Raw genomic sequence first — 23,677 nt, 5'->3', positions numbered from 1 at the left:
GCACTGCCTCAAGCGCTTCGGACCCTGTGCCACAGGGCAATCCCCCGGTATGATGGCGCCAGTTCGATCGATCAGTCAGACGCCGTTCGTGGCGCAAGGGGGATGGCCACTTGAGTGTCAACAAAAAGACTGCGGCACGCCGTGTGTCGGCGTCCCAGGCAAAGGAACAAGCCAAGCGCTTTGTCGTGCGCCTTCAAGGCGCATCCCGCGAAGGAGTGATCATCCTGCTTCTCGCGGCCTGTGTATTCCTGCTCCTGGCGCTATTCAGTTACCAGCCTGGGGACCCCGGTTGGTCGCATAGCGGCCCGGAGACGCGTGTCGCCAACTGGATGGGCCCGATCGGCGCCTGGCTTGCCGACGTCCTGTATTCGCTATTCGGTGCCAGTGCCTTGTGGCTTCCCGGCATGCTCGGGTTCGCTGCCTGGCGCCTGGTGCGTTCACGTCAGGTGGAATATGTCTGGGATGCGACGACGCTGGCGGTGCGTTCCGGCGGGCTGGTGCTGTTGCTATTGAGCACCACCACGCTGGGGGCCGTGCATTTCTATCATCCCCAGAGCGAGTTGCCCTATGCGGCAGGCGGCATTCTGGGTGAAGGCCTGGCCTTGAGTCTGATGCCCCTGGTGGGCCCTCACGGCACCACGTTGCTGGCGCTGGTCGCGTTCCTGTGCGGCTTTCCGCTCTTTTCGGGGCTCTCCTGGCTCACGGTCATGGATGAGTTGGGGCATCGTCTCATGGGGTTCTGGAACTGGCTGACCGGACAGGTTGGCGGGATTCGTGCAGGAAGCGAGGCAGAAACCGCCCATCGCGAGGAGGTGCCGGAAGATACGCACACAGAGGCGGATGACGAAGGAGCACGCTGGTGGCACCGGTTGATGCCCTGGCGGCGGCGCAACGAAGACATCGATTTCACTGAAACAGCTACGGCGACTGCCGGTTCGGCGCGTCGTGAGCCCGGGCTGGAGACTGACAGGGGTACCGATATTCCCTGGGAGATTCCGGCACGAACGCCTTCCGCCAAGACCGCGCCGGAAGCTGCCTATGATCGTCAGACCGTTGCAGCGCGTACGGATCCTCGCGAAGCGACGCATGAAACTCGCGAGCCGACGACTGCGCAACGCGAGACTTCCGCACCGATGCCGCCGGCATCGACCCCGTCAGTGCGGTCTGCCAGTGAAGTGGCGTCTCCTACTGCTGGCGACAGCGCCTCGCGTCCTTCATCGAAGGTACCTGAAACCATTCCCGACCCCGTACTTCCCGACGACGATGAGCCGGCATGGGCCGGCGTGTCACTTCGGGCAGAGCGGGAAGAGGCTCGCCCCGAGACGTCTCAGTCGCAACTCTCTGCAGCCGATGAGGCGGAAGCAAAGTCGGAGGTGGAGAAGCCACCTGCGGTTTCTCAGAGCGAGCCGGTTCGCGACCCGGCGACAGCGGCGTGGGCCTCTTCAGCTTCCTCGCCGCCTTCCACGCCGCGCAGCGAGAAACGTGAGCCGAGCCTGGTGAGTTGGGGCGACGCTGATTGGGATGATGCGCCCGCGGACGAACCACGTATCGGCTGGTCCGAAAGCGAGGACGAGCCCGCCGAGCCGGTGCGTACCGAAGCGCCTGTCGATCGTCCGGTCAGGCCGACGCCTGAGGCATCGGCGAATGCCGATAGGGGAGTGGAAGCGCGTAACGACCACGTTGAGCCGTCTCAGGAAGACGACGTTGCCCACCCCGCCGATAGCGACAATGACGCGGGGCTCACCGACATTCCCGAGCCGCCTCGGATGGCCACCGCCGAGCAGGGGCGCGCTGCCGCTCGCGAGCCGGAGGGCCCTGCCCTCTGGACCGTCGAGCACCTACAGAGCCAGCGTCCGGTGATGGATAACCTGCCGGAGCCCGACGGGGATGTGCCCAGCTTGCGCTTGCTGACACCGGCCGAGGCACACCAGCCCAACTATACCCCCGAGCAATTGGCTGATATGGCCGAGTTGCTCGAGGTTCGCCTGCGCGAATATGGCGTCAAGGCCGAGGTGGTCGAAACCTGGCCAGGGCCGGTGATTACCCGCTTTGAAATCAGGCCGGCGGCAGGGGTCAAGGTCTCCAAGATCAGTAACCTGGCCAAGGACCTGGCGCGTTCGCTGATGGTCAAGAGCGTGCGGGTAGTGGAAATCATTCCCGGCAAGCCCACGGTGGGTATCGAAATTCCCAACCCGCATCGGGCCATGATCCGCCTGCGTGAGGTCATCGATTCCGATCGTTACCAGGAAGCCGATTCGGCGCTGACCCTGGCCCTGGGCCAGGACATCGGCGGGGCGCCTGTCGTCGCCAACCTGGGCAAGATGCCACACCTGCTGGTGGCGGGTACGACCGGGTCGGGCAAGTCGGTCGGGGTCAACGGCATGTTGATATCGATGCTGCTCAAGGGCACGCCTGACGACGTTCGCATGATCATGGTCGACCCGAAGATGCTGGAGCTATCGGTCTACGACGGCATTCCTCATCTTTTGGCCCCGGTAGTGACCGACATGAAGGAGGCCGCCAATGCGTTGCGTTGGTGCGTGGCCGAAATGGAACGTCGCTACAAGCTGATGGCGGCCATGGGCGTGCGCAACATCGCAGGCTTCAATGCCAAGCTGGAAGAGGCCGAGCGCGCAGGCGCCCAGGTCGCCGACCCGCTCTGGGAACCGCAGCCCTGGCAGATGCATGAGCAGCCGCCGGTACTGGAAAAGCTGCCTTACATCGTGGTGGTGATCGACGAATTCGCTGACATGTTCATGATCGTCGGCAAGAAGGTCGAAGAACTCATCGCACGTTTGGCGCAGAAGGCGCGGGCAGCGGGTATCCACCTGATCCTGGCGACGCAGCGGCCCTCGGTCGATGTGGTCACCGGTCTTATCAAGGCCAACATACCTACGCGCATGGCGTTCCAGGTATCGTCCAAGGTCGATTCCCGGACCATTCTCGACCAGGGCGGCGCCGAGAACCTGCTGGGGCATGGTGACATGCTTTACCTGCCCGCCGGTGCCGGCCTGCCGATGCGTGTGCATGGCGCCTTCGTCGACGATGACGAGGTGCACCGTGTGGTCGAGGACTGGAAACGGCGCGGGGAACCGGACTACATCGAGGAGATTCTCTCTGGCGGCGTCTCGGCCGATGCACTGACGGGGCTCGAGTCCGACGGCGCGGAGGGCGATGATGCCGAACAGGATGCGCTCTATGACGAAGCGGTGATGTTCGTGACCGAGTCTCGCCGCGCCTCGATTTCTGCCGTTCAGCGGCGTTTCAAGATCGGCTATAACCGGGCGGCAAGGCTGGTCGAGTCGATGGAAGGCGCTGGCGTGGTTTCGTCGATGGGCAGTAACGGAAGCCGTGAAGTCCTTGCGCCGCCCCCGGTGGGCGATTGACCTCCACCGGTGCCGAGTGTGCAGCAAACGAGGAAAGACGAAGGCGGGTGCAACCCCGCCTTCGTCTTGTAGTCATAACGGCAGACCCATTATTTGGTCGCTACCATCGAACCGGGTACAGCCATTGTTTCGGGCACACCGAATAGGGAGTAAGCATGAAAGTGATGTCGTCGCTGCTGGGCTTGTCATTGGCATTGGTGATGCCGGTCTCCGCCCTGGCCGATCAGGGCGCCGAGCGCCTCTCGCGCTTGCTGGAGCCGATGCAGACCTATGCCGCGGATTTCGAACAGCAGATCCTCGATAGCAGTGGTCAACGCTTGCAGCAGGCCCGGGGCCAGATGTGGCTGTCGCGGCCGGGCAAGTTCCGCTGGGAGGTCGATGCCCCGTATCGCCAGGTAGTGGTTTCAGATGGAGAAGACATCTATCTGCACGACCCCGATCTGGAGCAGGTCACCGTTCAGCCCCTCGATACCCGGGTGACACACACGCCTGCCTTGCTGCTGTCCGGCAGCGCCTCTCAATTGACCGAGAGCTACGAGGTCAGCCGGCAGCAGCAAGGCTCGTCAGAGACGTTTACCCTGATGCCACGCGATGCCGATACGCTGTTCGAGGAACTCAAGATGACCTTCGAGAGCGAGCGGTTGGGCATGCTGCAGATGACCGACAGTACGGGGCAGCGTACCGCAATTCGCTTCGATGACGTTCAGATCAATCCCAGCATTGACGATGCGCGTTTCCGGTTTGCGATACCGGAGGGGGCGGATGTGATCCGCGAAGGTCGGTGAAGCGAGCATCCCCAAAAGGGCATCGAATCTGACAATTCAGCACGATGAGCCCTGCTGGAACGCCGGGCAATCAAGTGGTTGAAAGCATCTACGGGGAGCCTCAGGGCTCCCTTTTGCCTGTTTGGACATCGCCTGTCTGGACATTGCCTGAATTGGCATCGTCTGCCTGGGCATCGAGTTGCGCCCGCCACTCTATGAGCTGGCCGAAACGGCTTTCCTGGCCGTGGCCACTGGGGCGATACAGGCCTCGGCGGGGCAGGTTGTCTGGCCAGCAATCGTGCACGCTGCCAGCCGGGTAGCCGTTCGGTTCATTGTGGGCATAGCGATAGCCCTGCCCATGGCCCAACGACTCCATCAGCTTGGTAGGGGCATTGCGCAGGTAAGTAGGCACCTCCAGGTTGGGATGCTCGGCGACCAGCGCCTTGGCCTGGCTCCAGGCCTGGTCGATGCTATTGCTCTTCGGGGCCACGGCAAGGTGGATCGCCGCGTGGGCAATGGCTCGCTGGCCTTCGTAATCGCCCAGGCGCAGGTAGGCATCCCATGCGGCAATCACCAACGGCAGGGCACGCGGGTCGGCATTGCCGACATCCTCGGAGGCAATTGCCGTCAAGCGCCTGACGACATCCAGCGGATCGCCGCCCCCCTGCATGAACTGCGCCATATAGGCCAAAGCCGCATTCGGGCGTGACGAACGGATCGACTTGTGAATGGCCGAGAGGAGGTCGTAGTAATGATCGCCCTGCTTGTCGAAGGCGCTGGCCTGGTGTCCGATCACTTCATGCAGGGCTTCGCGGGGCAGGCGTTCTTCGCCATTTTCGGCCACGGTAAAATCGCAGGCTGTTTCGAGGAGTCCCAATGCACGCCGCGCATCGCCACCCGAGGCGCGCGCCAGGATACCCATTACCTCGGCGTCGGCATGAATGCGGCGCTCCCCCAGGCCATGTTCGTTATCGTTCAGGGCTTGGCGCAGTACCTGTACCAGTTCGTCTTCGCTGAGCGTCTTCAACACGTAGACCCGAGCGCGAGACAGCAGGGCGGAATTGACCTCGAACGAGGGGTTTTCGGTGGTCGCTCCGATCAGGGTCAGCAGCCCGGATTCGACATGCGGCAGCAAGGCGTCCTGCTGGCTCTTGTTGAGACGATGAATTTCATCGAGAAACAGCAAGGTGCTGCGACCTTGCGACTGACCTAGCCGCGCCCGTTCGACAGCGGCCCGTATGTCCTTGACCCCGGCCATGACGGCGGAGAGATGCTCCAGTTCGGCCCCGGACTCATTGGCAAGAATCTCAGCCAGGGTGGTCTTGCCTACCCCCGGCGGGCCCCACAGGATCATCGAGCGCACCGTGGCGGTCTCGGCCATGCGTCGCAGAGGCTTACCAGGGCCGACCAGGGCCTGCTGGCCGACGTAATCGTCGAGGCGGCGGGGGCGCATGCGAAAGGCCAAGGGCGCGCTTTCCTTGCCATGCTGTTGGCTGAAAAGATCCATTGTCGACTCCGTTCGTACTAGGTCCTGAACCAGGACACCGGGTAATGGCGCGATGAGACGTTTGGCACTAGGGTTATACATTCCAAGCGTCATGAAGCGCGTCAGGAGCATCCTGTCTTGCTGAAGAACTTGGTCCACGCAGGGGAGTCCAAGCTCCTGTCAGGGTATCACTGGTCACTGCCAGTCCCCCCATGCCAGCAGAGGAGGCCCGCCAATGCCCATGCTGACTCAACTCCGCCAGGATCATGCCAATATGGCGCGTCTTCTGCACGTGCTACAGCTCAAGCAGAAGACGCTTGCCGAGGGCGAGCGTCCCGATTTCCAGCTCATCCGTGAAGTGATCGATTATATCCTCGACTACATGAATGAGTTTACCGTGCCTCTCGAGAGGATCTATAGCGAGCAGTTGTTGACCACGGCTCCCGAGACCCTGGAGTTCACCCGCAAGCTGGCCGAGGATTATCACGACCTGCATGAGCGCCTCATGCGGCTCTCCCAGGATCTCGACATGATCCTCATGGATGCCATCGTACCCATGGATCGCTTCACGGAGGACATGCGGGCCTATCTGGAGGCGCATCGCGCCTACCTGCGCCATGAACGGGAAGAGCTGTTTCCGTTGATACGCGAGCATCTCGATGATCAGGACCTGCGTCGATTGGCGGAGCTGTTGCCCGAAGGGGCCTCCAGCAAGCTGGAATACCTCCAATCGACGTATCCCGAACTCTATGCCGAGTTGAAAGGGGATCCCGAGCCGGTTCCTACCTAGGCACCAACGCCACCGAGCCCGGCCTGCCCCGCGCCCACCCCAGGGCAACGGGGTGGGCCGTCTTGCATGCTTGTCGCTGAGTAGGGTCTCGGGTCGAGGCCGCAGGTAGGGTAGAATGCGGCTAACGTCCAGGGGAAAGGTCAGCGTGATATGGATCGGCTTCAGGCAATGGAAATCTTTCGAGCGGTGGTCGATGCCGGCAGCTTTGCCGGCGGGGCGCGCAAGCTCGGGCTTTCCAATGCCATGGTCAGCAAGCAGGTATCACGTCTCGAGGAGCAGCTCGGGGTGCGTCTGCTCGCTCGCACCACACGCCAGCTGCAACTGACCGCCGAAGGTGAGCGGTACCTTCAAGGGGCAGGGCGTTTGCTCGATGAGCTGAGTGAACTCGAAGCGGGGTTGGGAGAACAGCGTGGCGAGATTCGCGGCCGCCTGCGGCTCTCGGCGCCCCTGGACTTCGGCGTGCGTGAACTGATTCCCGCCTTGCAGGCATTCGAGCAGGCCCACCCCTCGGTCGCCCTCGACGTGGTTCTCGAGGACCGACGGGTCGATTTGCTTGCTGAGGATTTCGACCTGGTGGTGCGCATTGGAGCCCTCGCGGATTCCAGCCTGATCGCCCGTCCGCTGATGTCGATGCCGGTGCATCTGTATGCCTCGCCCGACTACCTGTCACGCCATGGTTCTCCCGAGCATCCTCGCGATCTTCTGCAGCATCGCTGCCTGCACTACAGCCTGCAGCGCAATGGTCCCTGCTGGAACATGACCGTGGATGGCAAGGTAGAGCGTGTGCGCTACCGTCCCGTGCTGACCTGCAACAATGGCCGCGCTTTGGCCGAGGCGGCCTCGCGGGGTATGGGCCTGGTCCAGAAGCCGGCCTTCCTGGGCGAGCCAGAAGTGGAGCGTGGACGCCTGGTTCGCGTTCTCGAAGCCTTCGACCCGCCGCCATTGGGTGTGTATCTGCTTTATGCCGAGCGTGCCTTGATGCCGGCACGACTCAGGGCGCTGATCGATACCCTGATGGATCACTTTACCCACCTCCCTGACTCCACGGCGAGCGACGCCAGCGTACCGGAGCCTGCCCCATGAGTGGTCCTGTACTGGTCTTCGATTCGGGCGTCGGCGGGCTATCCGTCGTGTCTGCACTGCAACGTGTCCTGCCTGAGGCGGCACTCGCGTATGTCTGCGACGATGCCATGCTGCCTTACGGCACCAAGCCCGACGCCTGGCTGGTCAAGCGAATCGTTGCCGTGTGTGACGCTGCCGTCGAGGCGAGCGCCGCCAGTGGGCTGGTGATCGCATGCAATACGGCCAGTACGGTGGCACTTGAGGCCTTGCGCAGCCATCTCGGGATTCCCGTGGTGGGCACCGTGCCGGCGATCAAGCCGGCCGCGCAGGCCAGCCGGTCCCGTAGCCTGGCCCTGCTGGCCACCTCCGCAACGGTCAATCGCCCCTATACCCAGACCCTGATCGATCAGTTTGCGCCGGATTGCCGCGTCATGCGCCTGGCTGCCGACCCGCTGGTTGCCCAGGCCGAACGCATGCTCACCCAGGGACTGCTGGACAGCGACGTCGTCGCGCGCTGCCTGGCACCCTTGTGGCAGGATCCCGAGCTCGACACGATCGTGCTTGGCTGCACGCATTTCCCATTGATACGCGATGCGCTCGATACCGCGGCACAACGCCCCGTGCTCTGGATCGACTCCGGTGAGGCCATCGCTCGCCGGGTACAGCAGGTTATCGCGCCGTGCTCGAGGCACGGTCCCGGCCCGGCCTGGGTGACCGGCCAGCCCGAGCGTCTTCGCGGCGTCCTGGCGCGTTTCGGTTTCGCAGCGCCCAGCCAGCTCAAGGTGACCGAGCCACGCAGCCTCGCCCAGTGAGGCTGGCCCTGCATCCAACTAGCCTTTAAACGTTTATTCACCCAAGGAGACCTCGTGGCCGTTCCCGTCGTCGATCCTTCCCGCTACGCGGAGCAGCTTGCCGCCAAGCGAGAGCGGATTACCACCCAGTTCGCCCGTTTCTCGCCGCCAGAATTGGAGGTTTATCCCTCGCCTCCCAGCCATTATCGTCAACGTTGCGAATTCCGCATCTGGCATGAGGGAGACGACCTTTACTATGCCATGTTCGAGGTCGACCCCGAGGCGCCGAACGACAAGCGCATCATCCGTCTCGATGACTTTCCGGTGGCGAGTCGGCGCATCAACGACTTGATGCCGCGCCTACTCGATGCGATTCGCGACAACCCGCACTTACGTCGCAGACTGTTCCAGGTCGAGTTCCTAACCACGCTCTCCGGCGAAGCCTTGATCACACTGATCTATCATCGCCAGCTCGACGAGGCGTGGCAGGCCGAGGCGCAGCTCCTGCAACGCCAGCTCGATGCATCGATCATCGGACGGGCGCGCAAGCAGCGGCTGATCCTCGAGCGAGACCATGTGTGGGAGCGACTCGAGGTCGATGGACGCACCTTCGTCTATCAGCAGGTGGAAAACAGCTTTACCCAGCCCAATGCCGAAATTTCCCGAGCCATGCTGAGTTGGGCACGCGACGTCACTCGCGATAGCCAGGCAGCGGATCTGGTCGAACTGTACTGCGGGAATGGCAACTTTACCGTGGCCCTGGCGGAGAATTTTCGTCGTGTGCTGGCCACGGAAATCTCGCGAACCTCGGTGGCTTCGGCCAATGTCAATCTCGAGGCCAACGGGGTGAACAATGCCCATGTGGCCCGTATGTCGGCCGAGGAGTTCTCGGCAGCCCTGAAGGGCGACAAAGGGGGCCGCAGGGTGGCCGAGATGAGTCTCGACGACTACGATTTCTCTACAGTACTGGTCGACCCGCCGCGTGCCGGTCTCGATGCCGCCAGTTGCGAACAGCTCAGCGGGTATCGCCGTATCGTCTATATCTCCTGCAATCCCGATACTCTGGAGGAGAATCTGGCGCAGCTTGGTACGACGCATGAGATTCGCCGCTTTGCGCTCTTCGATCAGTTTCCCTATACCCATCACTGCGAGTGCGGTGTGCTGCTGGAACGCCGGGAATGACCGAGCCCATGCACAACTGTCATGCATCATGACAAAAGCGGCAACTGGGTAGGGGCGAGCGACGGGCTACAGTAAGCTCATACAAAATCCCCGCCGGTCGAAAGGATCGACCGGCTCGAGCCGAGGTGATTGATGCAACACGTTGCGAGCGATGGCAAGCACGAACTCCTTGCGGAGCTCAAGGACTACATGAGCAAGCGACTCGATGGCGACAAGGTCGAGTCGATCATGAACTTCGCCGAAACCCTTTATTCACGCGCTTCCATCGAGGATCTCTCGGAGCGCCGCATCGAGGATATCTACGGGGCGACCCTGTCTACCTGGCATTTCATTCAGGCTCACGATCTCCGTGAACCCAAGGTGCGTGTGTACAATCCCGATTTCGAGGAGCATGGCTGGCAGTCGACCCATACCCAGGTCGAAGTGCTGCAGAAAGACATGCCGTTCCTGGTCGACTCCGTGCGTATCGAGCTCAATCGACGTGGTGTCACCCTGCATTCGATTCACAATGCGGTGATCGCCACCGACCGTGACGCGTCCAATCGCTTGGTCTCGCTGACGAGCCCCGATCACAAGAAGGCGCCCAAGGGGCGGGAGTCGTTGATCTGTGTCGAGATCGATCGCTATTCCGACCCTTCCCTGCTCGCCGAAATCGAGGAGGGCTTGCGTGAGGTGCTGCGCGACGTACACACCGCCGTAGCCGATTTCGAACCCATGCGAGACAAGGTTCGCCAAGCGCTCGATGAGATCAAGGCCAAGAAACCCAAGCAGATTTCCAGCGAGGATCATGAGGAGGCCATCGCCTTTCTGGAGTGGTTGCTCGCGGATAACTTCACCTTCCTCGGGTATGACCAGTTTGAGGTCATCGAGAAGGATGGCAAGGATGAGCTTCGCAAGGTGCCGGACAGCAACCTTGGGGTGTTCAAGCTCGACCAGCCCCGCTATCAGGAGCAGATCCGCAACGATCAGGGGGTCGATGGGCCGCGCTATGTACTGGTACCCGAACTGCTGTCCTTTGCCAAGAGCGCCTATCATGCCCGGGTCCATCGACCGACCTATCCCGATTACATCTCGATCGACCGCTACGACGACAAGGGCCGGTTGATTGGCGAACATCGCTTCCTCGGGCTCTATGCGGCGACCGTGTACAACGACTCCCCCCGTCACATACCCCTACTGCGGCGCAAGATCAGTGCGGTGATGGATGCGGCAGGGGTCGATCCCCAGGGGCACGACGGCAACCAGCTCCGTCAGATCCTCAATGTTTATCCACGCGACGACCTGTTCCAGACCCCGACCGAGGATCTGACGCGTACCGTCATCGGCATCCTCAACATGCGTGAGCGGCGCCGGGTACGCCTGTTCATTCGCGAGGATCGCTTCGGCAAGTTCTATTCCTGTTTGGTATTCGTGCCTCGCGATGTGTTCTCCACCGACCTGCGCGTGCGCATCCAGAACCTGCTGTGCGATGAACTCGATGCCACCTTCGGTGACTTCAATACTTACCTTTCCGAGTCAGTACTGGCGCGCATACAGCTCATACTTCGCTTCAATGGCGACCAGCCGGTCGATTACGACATCAAGCGCATCGAGCAGAAGGTAGCCAACCTCGCTCGCAATTGGCGTGACGATCTTCAGAACGCCATGGTGGAAGGCTTCGGTGAAGAACATGCCAACCGGCTGATGGACAAATACCGGGACGCCTTCCCCATCGGCTACCGTGAGGACTACTCGGCACGCACCGCCATCTACGATATCCAGCACCTGAGCGAGCTCGACGAAGGCGCGCCGCTCTCACTCTCGCTCTACCGCCTGGTTGAAGAGGAAGAGGATGGCGTCAATCTCAAGCTCTTCCACAAGGACCGTCCGATTCCGCTATCCGATGTGTTGCCGGTCATGGAGAACCTGGGGCTGCGTGTCATCGGCGAGCGGCCCTATCAGATCGAGCGTGTCGACGGGAGTTACTGGATACACGACTTCGACCTGGAGCATCACTCGAGCCACAGCGTCAATCTTCAAGAGCTTCGCGAGCCGTTCATCGATGCCTTCAAGCGCATTTGGAACGGCGAGGCCGAGAACGATGCCTTCAATCGCCTGGTAATCGGGGCCAACCTGAGCTGGCGCGAAGTGGCGATGCTGCGCGCCTATGCCCGTTATCTGAAACAGATCCGTTTCGGCCTCTCCCAGGCCTATATTGCCAACACCCTCGCCAACCATCCCGATATCACCCGGGAGCTGGTCAGCCTCTTCGAGCTGCGGCTGGACCCGGAGCAGGGCAATCGTGACGAGGAGGCCGAGGCCTGTATCGAGCGTCTCTACCGGCTACTGGACGACGTTGCGAGCCTCAATGACGACCAATTGATCCGTCGTTACATCGAACTGATCGAGGCGACGCTGCGCACCAACTACTATCAGCCGGGGCCTGACGGGGAGCTCAAGACGTATCTGTCGTTCAAGATCGAGCCTTCGCGCGTCACCGGCATGCCCAAGCCACGTCCGATGTTCGAGATTTTCGTCTATTCGCCGCGGGTGGAAGGCGTTCACCTGCGTGGCGGCAAGGTCGCCCGCGGGGGGCTGCGCTGGTCCGATCGCCACGAGGACTTCCGTACCGAAGTGCTGGGGCTGGTCAAGGCGCAGCAGGTGAAGAATGCGGTCATCGTGCCGGTGGGCGCCAAGGGGGGCTTCGTCTGCAAGCGCTTGCCCGAAGGGGGCGATCGTGACGCGATCCAGCAGGAAGGCATTGCCTGTTACAAGATATTCATTCGTGCCTTGCTCGATGTCACCGACAATCTCGAGAGCGGCGAGATCGTACCGCCAGAGCATGTGGTTCGTCATGATGAGGACGATCCCTACCTGGTGGTGGCCGCCGACAAGGGCACCGCGACCTTCTCGGATATCGCCAACGAGATCTCGCTTGAATACGGCCACTGGCTGGGCGATGCCTTTGCCTCGGGCGGAGCCAACGGTTATGACCACAAGAAGATGGGCATCACCGCCAAGGGGGCGTGGGAGTCGGTCAAGCGACACTTCCGTGAACTGGGGATCAATACCCAGGCCGATGAGTTCACCGTGCTTGGCATTGGCGATATGGCCGGTGACGTCTTCGGCAATGGCCTGCTGCTGTCGGACAAGATCCGCCTGGTAGGTGCTTTCAACCACCTGCACATCTTCGTCGACCCGGATCCGGATCCCGGCAAGTCGTTCAATGAACGCAAGCGAATGTTCGACCTGGCGCGCTCCAGCTGGGAAGACTATGACAGCAAGCTGATCTCCAAGGGGGGCGGGGTCTTCAAGCGTAGCGCTAAATCGATCCCTATCTCGGACGAAATGAAGGCGCTATTCGATATCAGCGAGGACAAGCTGGCGCCCAATGAACTGATTAGCGCGATGCTCAAGTCGCGAGTCGACCTGGTCTGGAACGGCGGGATCGGAACCTACGTCAAGTCGAGCGAAGAGAGCGATGCCGATGTGGGTGACAAGGCGAACGATGCCCTGCGGATCAATGGCGAAGACCTGCGGTGTCGCGTGGTCGGCGAGGGGGGCAACCTGGGCCTGACTCAACGTGGCCGCATGGAAGCCGCCAAGCGAGGGGTGCGGGTCAACACCGACTTCATCGACAACGCCGGCGGGGTCAACTGCTCCGACCATGAGGTCAATATCAAGATCCTGCTCGACGATGTGGTCAAGCGGGGTGATCTGACCTGCAAGCAGCGCAATGAGTTGCTTGCCGGCATGACCGAAGACGTGGGCCAACTGGTCCTGAGAAGCAACTACCGGCAGACCCAGGCGTTGTCGCTTTCCGAGATTCTTTCACGGGAAGGCCTGGGACCGTACCGCCGCTTCATCAACGAACTGGAAGCCAAGGGACAGCTCGATCGTGAGCTCGAATTCCTGCCCAGCGATGAGCAATTGCTGGAGCGGTCGAGCGCGGGCGAGGGGCTGACGCTGCCTGAACTCTCGGTGCTCATTTCCTACGCCAAGAGCGTCATGCAGGGCGATTTGATTGCCTCGGACATTCCCGACGATCCCTACCTGCAGCAGCATCTCGAGCGGGTATTCCCGCCGATTCTGGTCGAACGTTTCACAGATGAGATGTACGAGCACCGCTTGAAGCGGGAAATCGTGGCCACGCAGATAGCCAACGATCTGGTCGATCACATGGGGATCGTCTTTGCCCGGCGGCTGATCGACACCACCGGGGCCAACCGGGCGGAAATCGCTCGTGCCTATGTCATCGCTCGCGATAGCTTCAACCTCAACGGCCTGTGGCAGCAGATCGAATCGCTGGACAATCAGGTCGAGAGCCATGTCCAGTACCGCATGATGCTCGATCTCATGCGCCTGCTACGGCGCGCCACACGCTGGTTCCTGCGTCAACGCAGTGGCATGACGGTGAAGGATAGCATCGGCCACTTCGCGCCCCGGTTGGCGCAGCTCCAGGAAAGCCTGGGTGAGCGGCTGCGGGGCGACGAGCGCGAGGCCTGGGAAGCCCGCCGCGAAGAGCTCGTCTCGGCAGGCGTGCCCGAGGAACTGGCAAGTGCGGTGGCCTCGGCGCCCAGCCTGTATTCCGGTCTGGGTATCATCGAAGCTGCCAAGCTCTCTGGCGAAAAGATCCAGCAGGTGGCAGAGGTCTTCTACGAGGTGGGGCACCGGCTCGAGTTGCCCCGCGTCATCGAGCAGATCAACGAGCTCGAGGTCAGCGATAGTTGGCAGGCCCAGGCACGCGAGACCTTCCGCGATGATTTGGACCGCCAGCAACTGGCGCTGACCGTACGCGTGATCAAGCTCGATGACGCCCCACGTGATGTGGAGCCTCGTGTGGCCTGCTGGATCGAGCGGCACGACTCGCTTTACCGGCGCTGGTGCGGCTTGCTGGAGGAGCTGCGGTCCGGCTCTCAAGGTGGGTATGCGCTGTTTGCGGTGGCTATCCGCGAACTCGTCGACCTGGCCGAGAGCAATATCGAAGGGCATCCCCTCCCCGGCAACGACCCCCGCCAATGGCGGGGTTCGTCGTTTTGGAACGGGTGGCGTATAATCGCCGCCCAATCGTGTTTGTACCATTCGGTCCCGTTTCCCCCGAGGAGTTTCATGTACCCCCAGGCCCGCTCCCTGCTGTTTCGACTCGACCCGGAAACCGCCCATGGTGTAACACTACGTGGCCTGGCGCTGGCGCATCGCCTGGGATTGGCCTCACGCCTGGCAGGGGGGGCCTGTATTGATGATCCGGTCGAGGTAATGGGGCTGCGGTTCCCCAACCGAGTGGGCCTGGCCGCGGGGCTGGACAAGAATGGCGATCATCTCGATGCGTTGGGTGCCCTGGGGTTCGGTTTTGTCGAAGTGGGCACCGTGACGCCCAAGCCCCAACCGGGCAACCCCAAGCCACGCCTGTTTCGCCTGCCCGAGCGCAAGGCGATCATCAATCGGATGGGGTTCAACAACGCCGGGGTCGAGCACCTGATAGCACGGGTCCAGGCCCGCCGTTTCGATGGCATCCTCGGCATCAATATCGGCAAGAACCTGACGACACCGGTCGAGAACGCGGTGGACGATTATCTTTACTGCCTGGAGCGAGTTCACCCGCATGCCGATTACGTCACGGTGAATATCTCTTCACCCAATACGCCAGGCTTGAGGACGCTTCAGTTCGGCGAACAGCTCGATGCTTTGCTGGGCGCACTTCGGGATGCCGCTTCACGGCTCGACCGGGAGCGAGGTAGGGCGGTACCGTTGACGGTCAAGATTGCACCGGACATGAGCGCCGAAGAAATTGAATTGGTTGCTGGTTCCTTGTCGGCCAATGCCATCGATGGTGTGATCGCCACCAACACCACCGTATCCCGTGAGGCAGTGGCTGGCGTGCCCTACGCCGATGAGCAGGGGGGGCTTTCGGGGGCTCCCGTCTTCGAGGCGTCGAATACGGTGATTCGGGAATTGCGGCGGCATTTGCCTGAGCTGCCGATCATTGGGGTGGGGGGTATCGACAGCGGCCAGGCGGCAGCCGATAAGCTAGCGGCGGGGGCTGATCTGGTGCAGCTCTACACCGGCTTCATTTATCGAGGACCGACGCTGGTGCGTGAGTGTGCCGAGGCACTGCTTCGCGGATGATACTGAACGTGCCAATGTGCCAATGTGCCAATAGAGCCTAGTGAAGTCGAGGTTGGCATCGAATGAGCAGGGCGACGTAAAAAGGCCCGTGTCCATGCACGGGCCTTGCCACTTCACCTGATGATGAAGGATGTAAAAGGGGTCACATTACCATGGGGTTCTTGTGAATGCCGGAGACTCCCGTCATGCCGGCCCACTGGTCCCCACGACCTTCACGCCAACCGCTCATCCAATATTCGCGCAAATTGACGTCCTGACTGGGACAATCATCTCGGGAGCGGCCCGAGATACCGGCCTTGTAGCCATGAACATAAGCACGCTGGAAGCGATCACGTTTCTGTCGTTTCATCGGATGACCTCATAGATGAACCAATTGTTGTACGAACGCCTCACAACCCATGCATGAGCGAAGGAAGAAGGTCGGGTTTCTCAACCCTTGGCCAGTCTCTCTCCCCGCACACTCGAGGTGTCCGCGAACATGAACGCATGCGTCATCCGGTAGCTACCTTTTATACATCTAGCCCATATCATGACCTCTTGTCGACAATCAATTTGGCATAAGGGCATTATCAAAGTGAAGTTACAGTCATATGTCGAAACTAATACCGCCAGATGAACATTCGCGCGAGGCCATCATGACGGAAACCCTGCGTTTTTTTGCTTCATGTCCCAAGGGTATCGAGGCCCAGCTGGCCAGTGAACTCGAGGCTTTCGGCGCAAAGGTCACCAAGACCACGGTGGCGGGTTTGCATTTCGAAGGGCCTCTCGAGGCAGGCTACCGTGCGTGTTTGTGGTCACGTCTGGCCAACCGGATCGTGCTGTGCCTGATTCGCGAAGAAGGAATGACAGGGCCCGAACGTATCAGAGAGGCGACCCAGTCGATCGGCTGGGAAAATCATCTGGCCCCGGGGGCGACGCTGGCGGTGGACTTCCATGGCACGTCCGATCAGATGCGCCATACCCGCTTCGGCGCCCAGACCGTCAAGGACGGTGTAGTCGATCGTCTGCGGATTGCCGAGCGGCCGCGACCCACCATCGATCTCAAGCAACCCGATCTGCGCTTGTATGCCCATTTGCATCGCGAAAGGCTGACGCTGGGCATCGACCTGTCGGGGGATAGTCTCCATAAGCGTGGCTATCGACGTGAGCTGGGACATGCGCCGCTCAAGGAGAACCTGGCCGCAGCTCTGCTGATACGCGCGGATTGGCCCAGCCGGGCCAAGGCCGGGGAAGCGCTGGTCGACCCCCTGTGCGGTTCCGGCACGTTGGTGATCGAGGCAGCATTGATGGCGGCCGACATCGCGCCCAACCTCAACCGTGAGCGTTTCGGTTTTCATGGCTGGTCAGGCCACGATTCTGCGTTATGGCTTGAACTCAAGCGTGAGGCCGACGCCCGCGCCAGTATCGGACGCAAGCGCTGCAAGTCGCAGCTCTTCGGGTTCGACCAGAGCCCGCAAGCCATTGCCGCAGCCAAGGCCAACGCCATGCGGGCCGGGTTACCGGCCCTGATCGAATTCCGTGGCGGCTCGGTCGCCGGCCTGGTGCGCCCCCAGACGCTGACGGCCAACACTGGCTTGGTCATTACCAACCCGCCGTATGGCGAACGCCTGGGCGAGCTGCCTTCCCTGGTGCCGTTGTATGCCGAGCTGGGCCAGCGGGTTCGCGAGCAGTTTCCCGGCTGGGAGCTGGCCTTGTTCACCGGAAACCCCGAGCTGGGGCACCGTACCGGGCTGCGCGCCCGTAAGCAGTACGCCTACAAGAATGGCCCCATCGATTGCAAGTTGCTGCTGATCGACGTGCCGGCGCAGGATGAAGCAGGCGAGCAACCGACGCCCGACACGCCGCCGAGTCCGCCCGCCAAGCCGGCACGCTCCCAAGGCGCACAGATGTTCGCCAACCGTCTGGAAAAGAACCGCAAGCGCCTCAAGAGCTGGCTCAAGCGGTCGGGCGAGACATGCTATCGCGTCTATGACGCCGACATGCCGGAGTATGCGCTGGCCATCGACGTGTACGGCGAGCGTGTGCATGTGCAGGAGTATGCACCGCCGAAGTCGATCGACCCCGCCCAGGCACAGCGGCGCCTGCTCGATGCGTTGGGGGTCATACCCGGGGTGCTTGGCGTCAGCCCCGATCATGTGTATTTCAAGCAGCGCGAGCGCCAGGCAGGCAAGGCGCAATATCAGAAGCAGGCGGCCAGCGGCGAGCGGTTCCAGGTGCGCGAGGGCCGCGCCCTGTTGTGGGTCAACTTGCGTGATTATCTCGACACGGGACTCTTCCTTGATCACCGGCCGGTGCGGCGCATGCTCGCCGAGATGGCGCCCGGCAAGCGTTTTCTGAACCTGTTCTGCTATACCGGAACGGCGACGGTCCAGGCGGCCTTGGGCACAGAGGCTAAGGGCGGGGCGACGGATAGCATCAGCGTCGATCTGTCGAATACCTATCTCGAATGGGCGCGTGACAACCTCGCCCTGAACCGATTGGATCCGACCCGTCACCGGGTCGTGCGGGACGATTGCTTCCGCTGGCTGGAGACGGCAGGCAGCGAGTTCGATCTGATCTTCCTCGATCCTCCGACCTTCTCGAACTCCAAGCGCATGGAGGAGACGTTGGACATTCAGCGCGATCACGCGAAACTCATCGAGCTGACCATGGCGCGCCTGGCTCCGGGTGGAACCCTGGTGTTCTCGAACAACCAGCGTCGCTTCGTCATGGATGCGTCGGTAACCGCGCGGTACGAGGTTCAGGATATTTCGACGAAGACGTTCGATCCCGACTTCACACGTCGCCCCGACCTGCATCACTGTTTCCTGCTGCGTCACCGGGAGGGGGCATGATCCGTCTATCGCTCTACACCACGCTGGGCTGCCATTTGTGCGACGCGCTGGAGCATCACCTGGCGCGGCTATGTGCGACGTCGTATGCGCTCGAAAAGGTCGAGATCGCCGAGGATGACGCCCTGGCCGAGCGCTACGGCATGAGGATACCGGTACTGGTGGACGAGCACGGGGCCGAGCTCGATCGTGGCTTCGATGCCGAACGACTGGCTGCCTGGCTGGCGGAACGGGGTTGGCTTCGTGAGCCCGAGGAAAGCCCGACGGCAACGGCCAGGGCTCCGACTGGGGCCGTCATGCGCGGCGGCCGACGCTACTTGGGGTGAATGTCAGGCGTTATCGAGCAATGAGAGCTGCCTGACGGCATCGCGTCCTTCGGGCGTGTCGTCCTGGGCTTCCAGCACCTTGCGGAAGCCCCGCGAGCCCTGGATGGTGGCGACATCCTCAAGCCACATCAGCGCCTGGTCGTGATCCTCGGCCAGTTGATGCTTGAGCCCCCCGAACTGAGTGCCGATCTGTCCCCAGGCGCGGCTGAAGATCCAGTCGCCGAACATATCCTGATGGATATGCACCAGTACATAATCATGGTCACTTTCCCAGCGAACGATCACTCGGCGGCTCCTGCAGTTGTCGGCGGCTTATTGCCCTCGGCAGGGCACGCCTAAGATGGCTGCGGTATTGTAACCCCACGGACGCAGCGAACAAGGAGCGAACCCATGCATCTACTCGTGGATCGCAATGTCCCCCTGGCCGAAGGCTTCTTCGGTGAGCTGGGGGAGGTGACCCGCATTCCGGGTCGTGAGATTAGCGCCGAGCATGTCCGCGATAAGGATGCGCTCATCGTGCGCTCCACCACGCGAGTGAATGCTGACTTGCTTGAAGGCTCCCGGGTCAGGTTCGTGGCGACCTGTACCATCGGTACCGATCACGTCGATCTCGATTACCTCAAGGACAAGGGGATTGGTTTCGCCAGCGCCCCGGGCAGCAATGCCGAATCCGTCGGCGATTATGTGCTGGCAAGCTTGATGACGCTCGCCCAGTCCGAGGGGGTTCCCCTGACCGAGCGCAAGGTGGGCATACTCGGGGCCGGGAATGTGGGCGGCCGTGTGTGGCAGCGCCTTGCCGCGCTGGGCGTCGATTGCCTGGTCTGCGATCCGCCTCGCGCGGAACGAGAGGCCCATAACGACTTCGTTGGCGTGGATGCACTGATTGAACAGTGCGATGTGCTGTGTGTTCACACACCGTTGGTGCGTGAGGGCAACCACCCCACCCATCACCTTCTCGATGCCACGCGTATCGACGCACTTGCGCCGGGGACTTGGTTGGTCAGTGCAGGACGCGGGGAATGCGTGGATAACGATGCACTGCATCAGCGCCTGATACGGCGCGGCGATCTGCGTACCGTCCTGGATGTCTGGGAAGGAGAGCCCGCCTGTGATCCTGGCTTGATGACCAAGGTAGACATCGCCACGCCACACATTGCGGGGCATAGCCTGGATGGCAAGATGCGGGGCACAGAGATGGCCTACCAGGCGCTGGTCACGCATTTCGGGCTGCCCGCTCGCCACAGCGTGGCATTGCTTCAACCGGGGCCATGGCTGCGAGAAATTACGCTGGATTCAGATACCCCGCCCCTCGAGGCCCTGTCGATTGCAATCAGGGGGTGTTACGACATCCGGCGCGATATGGCGAGCTTTCTACGCTATGTCGATTACTACGGCACAAGTACGGGATTCGACCGCTATCGCTCCGAATATCCCGTTCGGCGTGAGTTTTCTACCGTGAGCGTGCGACTGGAGGGAGGGGAGGCCGATCATTCTCTGCGGACATTGCTCGAGGCGGCCGGTTTCAGCGTGGCAGCTTAGGCGCGGTCCTGCATCGCAGGTCGCCTGGATGGGACAAAGGCCCGCTCTAGAGCGGCCTTTGTCGTCAGCGAGATCCGCTTAGCGGTAGGCTGCTTCCTTCAGGGCTCTGATACGATCGTCCAGCGGCGGGTGACTGGCGAAAAGACGCTCCATGAGCTTGCGTGACTTGCCGGTAGTGATACCGAAGGCGGTGAACGTTTCAGGCATCTGGTTGGGCATTTCGGATTCCGACTTGAGACGTGCCAGGGCGTTGATCATCGAGCCGCTGCCGGCCAACTTGGCACCGGCTGCGTCGGCGCGATATTCGCGGAAGCGTGAGAACCAGGCCACGATCATCGAGGCGACCAGGCCAAACACGATCTCGGCCACGATCACTACCGCGAAGTAGCCCATGAATCCCAATCCGCCACCGTCATCGCGGCTGCGCAGGAAGTTGTCCACCACATGCGCCACGATCCGAGCGAAGAACATCACGAAGGTGTTGAGCACCCCCTGGATCAGGGCCAGCGTGACCATATCACCGTTGGCCACATGCCCGATCTCGTGGGCCAGTACTGCCCGCACCTCTTCGGGGCGCATGCGATTCAGGAGACCCGCCGAGACGGCGACTAGCGCATCGTTCTTGTTCCAGCCCGTCGCGAAGGCATTGGATTGTTGCGCGGGGAATATGCCCACTTCAGGCATCTTGATTCCGGCATCGCGAGACAGTTCTGCCACGGTGTCGACCAGCCATTGCTCGGTGGAGTTACGTGGCTGTTCGATGACTTGAGTACCCGTGGAGCGCTTGGCCATCCACTTGGACAGGAACAGCGAGACCATCGAGCCGGCCATGCCGAACACGAAGCAGAAGATCAGCAACGAGTTCATGTTCAGACCGTTGGCGTTGAGGTAAGGCTCGACGCCCAGTAAACGCAGGGTAATGCTGGCCACCAGCACGATTGCCAGGTTGGTGGCCAGGAACAGCACGATTCGCATCATGTAAGGGTTTCTCCTGAAACGGCCCGTGAGCCTATCGGCTCATTACCGGAACTGCTTGTTTAGATACGGGCGTCGCCGTTAGGTTTCAAGGGACGCCCAGTCAATCGCGCCACCATCGCCGATCGCTATTTCGATAGCGTTACCGGCGACGGTGTCACTGTCGATAGCGTTCGAGGAACCCAGCGAAGCGATCCAGGGCGTCGCCCAGTTGCTCGGCCCAGGGCAGCGTGACGATACGCAGGTGGTCGGGGTCCGGCCAGTTGAACGCTGTGCCCTGAACCAGAAGAATCTTTTCCTGCAGGAGCAGGTCGAGCACCAGTTTCTGGTCGTCGTGGATGGGGTAGACCTTGGGGTCGAGCTTGGGGAAGGCATACAGCGCCCCCTTGGGCTTGACGCAGGAAACCCCGGGGATCGCGTTGAGTTTCTCCACGGTAATGTCGCGCTGGGCACGCAGGCGACCACCGGGCAGGATCAGGTCGTTGATCGACTGATAGCCCCCGAGTGCCGTCTGGATGGCGTGCTGGGCCGGCACGTTGGCACACAGGCGCATCGATGCCAGCATGTTAAGCCCCTGAATGAAATCAGCGGCCCGCTGCTTGGCAATCCCCCCCGAGAGAATCATCCAGCCAGAGCGGAAGCCGGCACAGCGATAGCTCTTGGAGAGTCCGTTCATGGTCACCACCAGCTGGTCATCGTCGGCCAACGCACCAGTGGAAACGTGTTCCACATCGTCATACAGGATCTTGTCGTAAATCTCATCGGAGAACACCACGAGATGGTGCTCGCGGGCGATGGCCAGCAGTTCCCGAATCACTTCGGGCGGGTAGACCGCGCCGGTGGGGTTGTTGGGGTTGATCAATACGATAGCGCGGGTATGGCTGGTGATCTTGTTACGGATATCGGCCATGTCCGGGGCCCAGTCGGCCTGCTCGTCGCATAGGTAATGCACGGGACGTCCGCCCGAGAGGTTGGCAGCGGCGGTCCACAAGGGGTAGTCCGGCGCGGGGATCAGGACCTCGTCGCCATCGTTGAGCAGCGCCTGCATGGTCATCACGATCAGCTCGGACACCCCGTTGCCGATGAAGATGTCCTCGATCCCGACCCCTGGAATACCCTTGCGCTGGCACTCCTGCATCACCGCCTTGCGTGCCGAGTAAAGTCCCTTGGAATCGCAGTAGCCCTGAGCCGTGGGCAGGTTGCGCATCACATCCTGAAGGATCTCTTCCGGCGCCTCGAAGCCGAACGGTGCGGGATTGCCGATGTTCAGCTTGAGAATGCGCTGGCCTTCCTCTTCCAGGCGCTTGGCGTGGTCGAGCACCGGGCCGCGGATGTCATAGCAGACGTGATCGAGTTTATGGGACTTGCGGATCGTAGTCGGGGTGTCCATGTAGTGTCCGTCGAATGTAAGGGTCTTATGATCGGTCTTCATCGCTGTCATCGGTCGTATCGTCGACCTCGACGGGCGGCGGGGGAATATCCGCAGGTGTTTCGAGGGTGATCGGGCCCAGCTTGCCGTCGCGAAGTTCGTGCAGCAACACTTCGGCTCCGCGGTGTAGATCGATCTCTCCGCCCGGGCGCAGTCCACCGCGCTTGGAAGCGATTTCGCGAACGAGAGCGGTACCGTCGAAGCCGGCCAACGCCAGGAAGTCGGGCCGCTGAGGGCCGTCCGCTTCGACATGTTCGGCATCGGGGTTACCGGTATAGGTGGGCAACTCCTTGAGCTTGTAGCGTTGGACCAGGCTTTGGGGGTATCGCTTGGCCAATTCAGCGGCCGCGACCATGGCCACGTCGAGATAGTCCATGGCGGTATCGCGAATCGCGCCACTCGCCGCCAGGCGATAGGCGCTGGCCTGGTCCTCGATCTTGGGCCACAGCACCCCCGGCGTATCGATGAGCGCGACACGACCCTCGATACGGACTTTCTGCTGGCGCTTGGTCACGGCCGGTTCATTGCCTGTCTTGGCGATCTTGCGGCCCGCCAATCCATTGATCAGGGTCGATTTCCCCACGTTTGGAATGCCCATGACCATGACTCTGACATCGCGATCGGCGCGGATATGCCCGGCCAATTCATGACACAGCTTGGGAATGCGCTTGAGCTCGCGGGCATTGGTGGTCGTCACCGACAAGGCACGCGTATTCTCCTGGGCGTCGAAATGCGCCACCCATTCCTGAGTGCGCTCAGGGTCGGCAAGGTCGGCGCGTGACAGAATCTTGAGCACCGGCTTGTGCTCGGTCAGCTCGGCCAGCATGGGATTGGCGCTGGAGTAGGGCAGCCGGGCATCAAGCACTTCGAGGACCACGTCGATCTCGGGTAATGCCTCCTTGATCTGGCGACGTGCCTTGTTCATGTGTCCCGGGAACCAGCCGAGCATCGTCTTTCTCCTGCACGCAATTGAAATCGGTCGCCTATCTTAGCAGAAGGGCGACCGATTCC

16 protein-coding genes and 1 pseudogene are annotated in these 23,677 nt (G+C 61.6%); 11 read left to right on the top strand and 6 right to left on the bottom strand.

The genetic code is table 11. The annotated features are described in order from the left end of the window. Nucleotides 1–110 precede the first annotated feature (110 nt). A complete protein-coding gene (locus tag JH15_RS04060) occupies nucleotides 111–3,386 on the top strand; it encodes a DNA translocase FtsK 4TM domain-containing protein (protein WP_043527255.1) in 3,276 nt (1,091 codons plus the stop codon). A gap of 155 nt (nucleotides 3,387–3,541) precedes the next feature. Further along, entirely contained in the window at nucleotides 3,542–4,171 is a 630-nt protein-coding gene (gene lolA / locus JH15_RS04055; RefSeq protein ID WP_043527252.1) for an outer membrane lipoprotein periplasmic chaperone LolA, read from the top strand. A 100-nt stretch (nucleotides 4,172–4,271) separates the two neighbouring features. Here lolA and JH15_RS04050 read toward each other — a convergent pair whose 3' ends face one another. Next, nucleotides 4,272–5,657 (bottom strand): replication-associated recombination protein A, encoded by a 1,386-nt coding sequence (locus JH15_RS04050; RefSeq protein ID WP_052383883.1) that lies wholly within the window; start codon nucleotides 5,655–5,657, stop codon nucleotides 4,272–4,274. A gap of 220 nt (nucleotides 5,658–5,877) precedes the next feature. Between JH15_RS04050 and JH15_RS04045 the strand changes: the two genes are divergently transcribed. The 6 genes and pseudogenes from JH15_RS04045 (at nucleotide 5,878) to JH15_RS18190 (ending at nucleotide 15,566) form a co-directional block, all read left to right on the top strand. Next, nucleotides 5,878–6,426 carry a hemerythrin domain-containing protein gene (locus JH15_RS04045; RefSeq protein ID WP_043528770.1) on the top strand — a complete coding sequence of 183 codons (549 nt, stop codon included), beginning with the start codon at nucleotides 5,878–5,880 and terminating at the stop codon, nucleotides 6,424–6,426. A 150-nt stretch (nucleotides 6,427–6,576) separates the two neighbouring features. After that, on the top strand, nucleotides 6,577–7,509 hold the full coding sequence (locus JH15_RS04040) for a LysR family transcriptional regulator (RefSeq protein ID WP_052383882.1): 933 nt from the start codon (nucleotides 6,577–6,579) through the stop codon (nucleotides 7,507–7,509). Beyond that, nucleotides 7,506–8,300 carry a glutamate racemase gene (gene murI, locus JH15_RS04035; RefSeq protein WP_043527250.1) on the top strand — a complete coding sequence of 265 codons (795 nt, stop codon included), beginning with the start codon at nucleotides 7,506–7,508 and terminating at the stop codon, nucleotides 8,298–8,300. The genes JH15_RS04040 and murI overlap by 4 nt, the downstream gene beginning before the upstream one ends. A 54-nt stretch (nucleotides 8,301–8,354) precedes the next feature. After that, nucleotides 8,355–9,461 carry a tRNA (uridine(54)-C5)-methyltransferase TrmA gene (gene trmA, locus JH15_RS04030; RefSeq protein WP_043527248.1) on the top strand — a complete coding sequence of 369 codons (1,107 nt, stop codon included), beginning with the start codon at nucleotides 8,355–8,357 and terminating at the stop codon, nucleotides 9,459–9,461. 132 nt (nucleotides 9,462–9,593) lie between these two features. Beyond that, nucleotides 9,594–14,426, top strand: a pseudogene (locus JH15_RS04025) (NAD-glutamate dehydrogenase); the annotation flags it as partial. A gap of 123 nt (nucleotides 14,427–14,549) precedes the next feature. Further along, nucleotides 14,550–15,566, top strand: a complete 1,017-nt coding sequence (locus JH15_RS18190) for a quinone-dependent dihydroorotate dehydrogenase (protein ID WP_197053287.1) — start codon at nucleotides 14,550–14,552, stop codon at nucleotides 15,564–15,566. Between the two features lie 142 nt (nucleotides 15,567–15,708). Here the strand turns inward: JH15_RS18190 and rmf are convergent, their stop codons facing one another. Beyond that, the gene (gene rmf, locus JH15_RS04020) at nucleotides 15,709–15,915 is read right to left on the bottom strand and encodes a ribosome modulation factor (protein WP_043527245.1); all 207 of its coding nucleotides are present in this window, start codon (nucleotides 15,913–15,915) and stop codon (nucleotides 15,709–15,711) included. A gap of 286 nt (nucleotides 15,916–16,201) precedes the next feature. Here rmf and rlmKL point away from each other — a divergent pair, with 286 nt between their 5' ends. After that, a complete protein-coding gene (gene rlmKL, locus JH15_RS04015) occupies nucleotides 16,202–18,400 on the top strand; it encodes a bifunctional 23S rRNA (guanine(2069)-N(7))-methyltransferase RlmK/23S rRNA (guanine(2445)-N(2))-methyltransferase RlmL (protein WP_043527242.1) in 2,199 nt (732 codons plus the stop codon). Next, nucleotides 18,397–18,723 carry a glutaredoxin family protein gene (locus JH15_RS04010; protein ID WP_043527240.1) on the top strand — a complete coding sequence of 109 codons (327 nt, stop codon included), beginning with the start codon at nucleotides 18,397–18,399 and terminating at the stop codon, nucleotides 18,721–18,723. The genes rlmKL and JH15_RS04010 overlap by 4 nt, the downstream gene beginning before the upstream one ends. A gap of 3 nt (nucleotides 18,724–18,726) precedes the next feature. On the opposite strand, the gene JH15_RS04005 is transcribed toward JH15_RS04010, so the two are convergent. Next, nucleotides 18,727–19,008, bottom strand: a complete 282-nt coding sequence (locus tag JH15_RS04005; protein WP_043527237.1) for a hypothetical protein — start codon at nucleotides 19,006–19,008, stop codon at nucleotides 18,727–18,729. Nucleotides 19,009–19,113: 105 nt separating this feature from the next. Between JH15_RS04005 and pdxB the strand changes: the two genes are divergently transcribed. Then, complete coding sequence (gene pdxB, locus JH15_RS04000) at nucleotides 19,114–20,262, top strand: 4-phosphoerythronate dehydrogenase PdxB (protein ID WP_043527235.1); 1,149 nt, start codon at nucleotides 19,114–19,116, stop codon at nucleotides 20,260–20,262. A gap of 78 nt (nucleotides 20,263–20,340) precedes the next feature. Here the strand turns inward: pdxB and htpX are convergent, their stop codons facing one another. The 3 genes from htpX to ylqF form a co-directional block, all read right to left on the bottom strand. After that, on the bottom strand, nucleotides 20,341–21,240 hold the full coding sequence (gene htpX / locus JH15_RS03995; protein WP_043527232.1) for a protease HtpX: 900 nt from the start codon (nucleotides 21,238–21,240) through the stop codon (nucleotides 20,341–20,343). Between the two features lie 154 nt (nucleotides 21,241–21,394). Further along, nucleotides 21,395–22,627, bottom strand: coding sequence for a pyridoxal phosphate-dependent aminotransferase (locus JH15_RS03990; protein WP_043528763.1), 1,233 nt, complete (start codon nucleotides 22,625–22,627; stop codon nucleotides 21,395–21,397). Nucleotides 22,628–22,652: 25 nt separating this feature from the next. Further along, nucleotides 22,653–23,615 carry a ribosome biogenesis GTPase YlqF gene (ylqF, locus tag JH15_RS03985; RefSeq protein WP_043527229.1) on the bottom strand — a complete coding sequence of 321 codons (963 nt, stop codon included), beginning with the start codon at nucleotides 23,613–23,615 and terminating at the stop codon, nucleotides 22,653–22,655. Nucleotides 23,616–23,677: the final 62 nt, after the last annotated feature.

The sequence above is a fragment of the Litchfieldella xinjiangensis genome (assembly GCF_000759345.1).
GTDB classification, from domain to species: Bacteria; Pseudomonadota; Gammaproteobacteria; order Pseudomonadales; family Halomonadaceae; genus Litchfieldella_A; species Litchfieldella_A xinjiangensis.
Note: the sequence above shows the minus strand (reverse complement) of the source record. Positions and strands in the feature narration are given on the sequence as shown.

Bases quoted from the DNA above. Each gene is read 5' to 3' on its own strand.
- htpX (WP_043527232.1), bottom strand. From the start codon at position 21,240: ATGATGCGAATCGTGCTGTTCCTGGCCACCAACCTGGCAATCGTGCTG.
- rmf (WP_043527245.1), bottom strand. From the start codon at position 15,915: ATGAAACGACAGAAACGTGATCGCTTCCAGCGTGCTTATGTTCATGGC.
- JH15_RS04045 (WP_043528770.1), top strand. From the start codon at position 5,878: ATGCTGACTCAACTCCGCCAGGATCATGCCAATATGGCGCGTCTTCTG.
- murI (WP_043527250.1), top strand. From the start codon at position 7,506: ATGAGTGGTCCTGTACTGGTCTTCGATTCGGGCGTCGGCGGGCTATCC.
- JH15_RS04050 (WP_052383883.1), bottom strand. From the start codon at position 5,657: ATGGATCTTTTCAGCCAACAGCATGGCAAGGAAAGCGCGCCCTTGGCC.
- JH15_RS18190 (WP_197053287.1), top strand. From the start codon at position 14,550: ATGTACCCCCAGGCCCGCTCCCTGCTGTTTCGACTCGACCCGGAAACC.
- JH15_RS04040 (WP_052383882.1), top strand. From the start codon at position 6,577: ATGGATCGGCTTCAGGCAATGGAAATCTTTCGAGCGGTGGTCGATGCC.
- lolA (WP_043527252.1), top strand. From the start codon at position 3,542: ATGAAAGTGATGTCGTCGCTGCTGGGCTTGTCATTGGCATTGGTGATG.
- ylqF (WP_043527229.1), bottom strand. From the start codon at position 23,615: ATGCTCGGCTGGTTCCCGGGACACATGAACAAGGCACGTCGCCAGATC.
- pdxB (WP_043527235.1), top strand. From the start codon at position 19,114: ATGCATCTACTCGTGGATCGCAATGTCCCCCTGGCCGAAGGCTTCTTC.
- rlmKL (WP_043527242.1), top strand. From the start codon at position 16,202: ATGACGGAAACCCTGCGTTTTTTTGCTTCATGTCCCAAGGGTATCGAG.
- JH15_RS03990 (WP_043528763.1), bottom strand. From the start codon at position 22,627: ATGGACACCCCGACTACGATCCGCAAGTCCCATAAACTCGATCACGTC.
- JH15_RS04010 (WP_043527240.1), top strand. From the start codon at position 18,397: ATGATCCGTCTATCGCTCTACACCACGCTGGGCTGCCATTTGTGCGAC.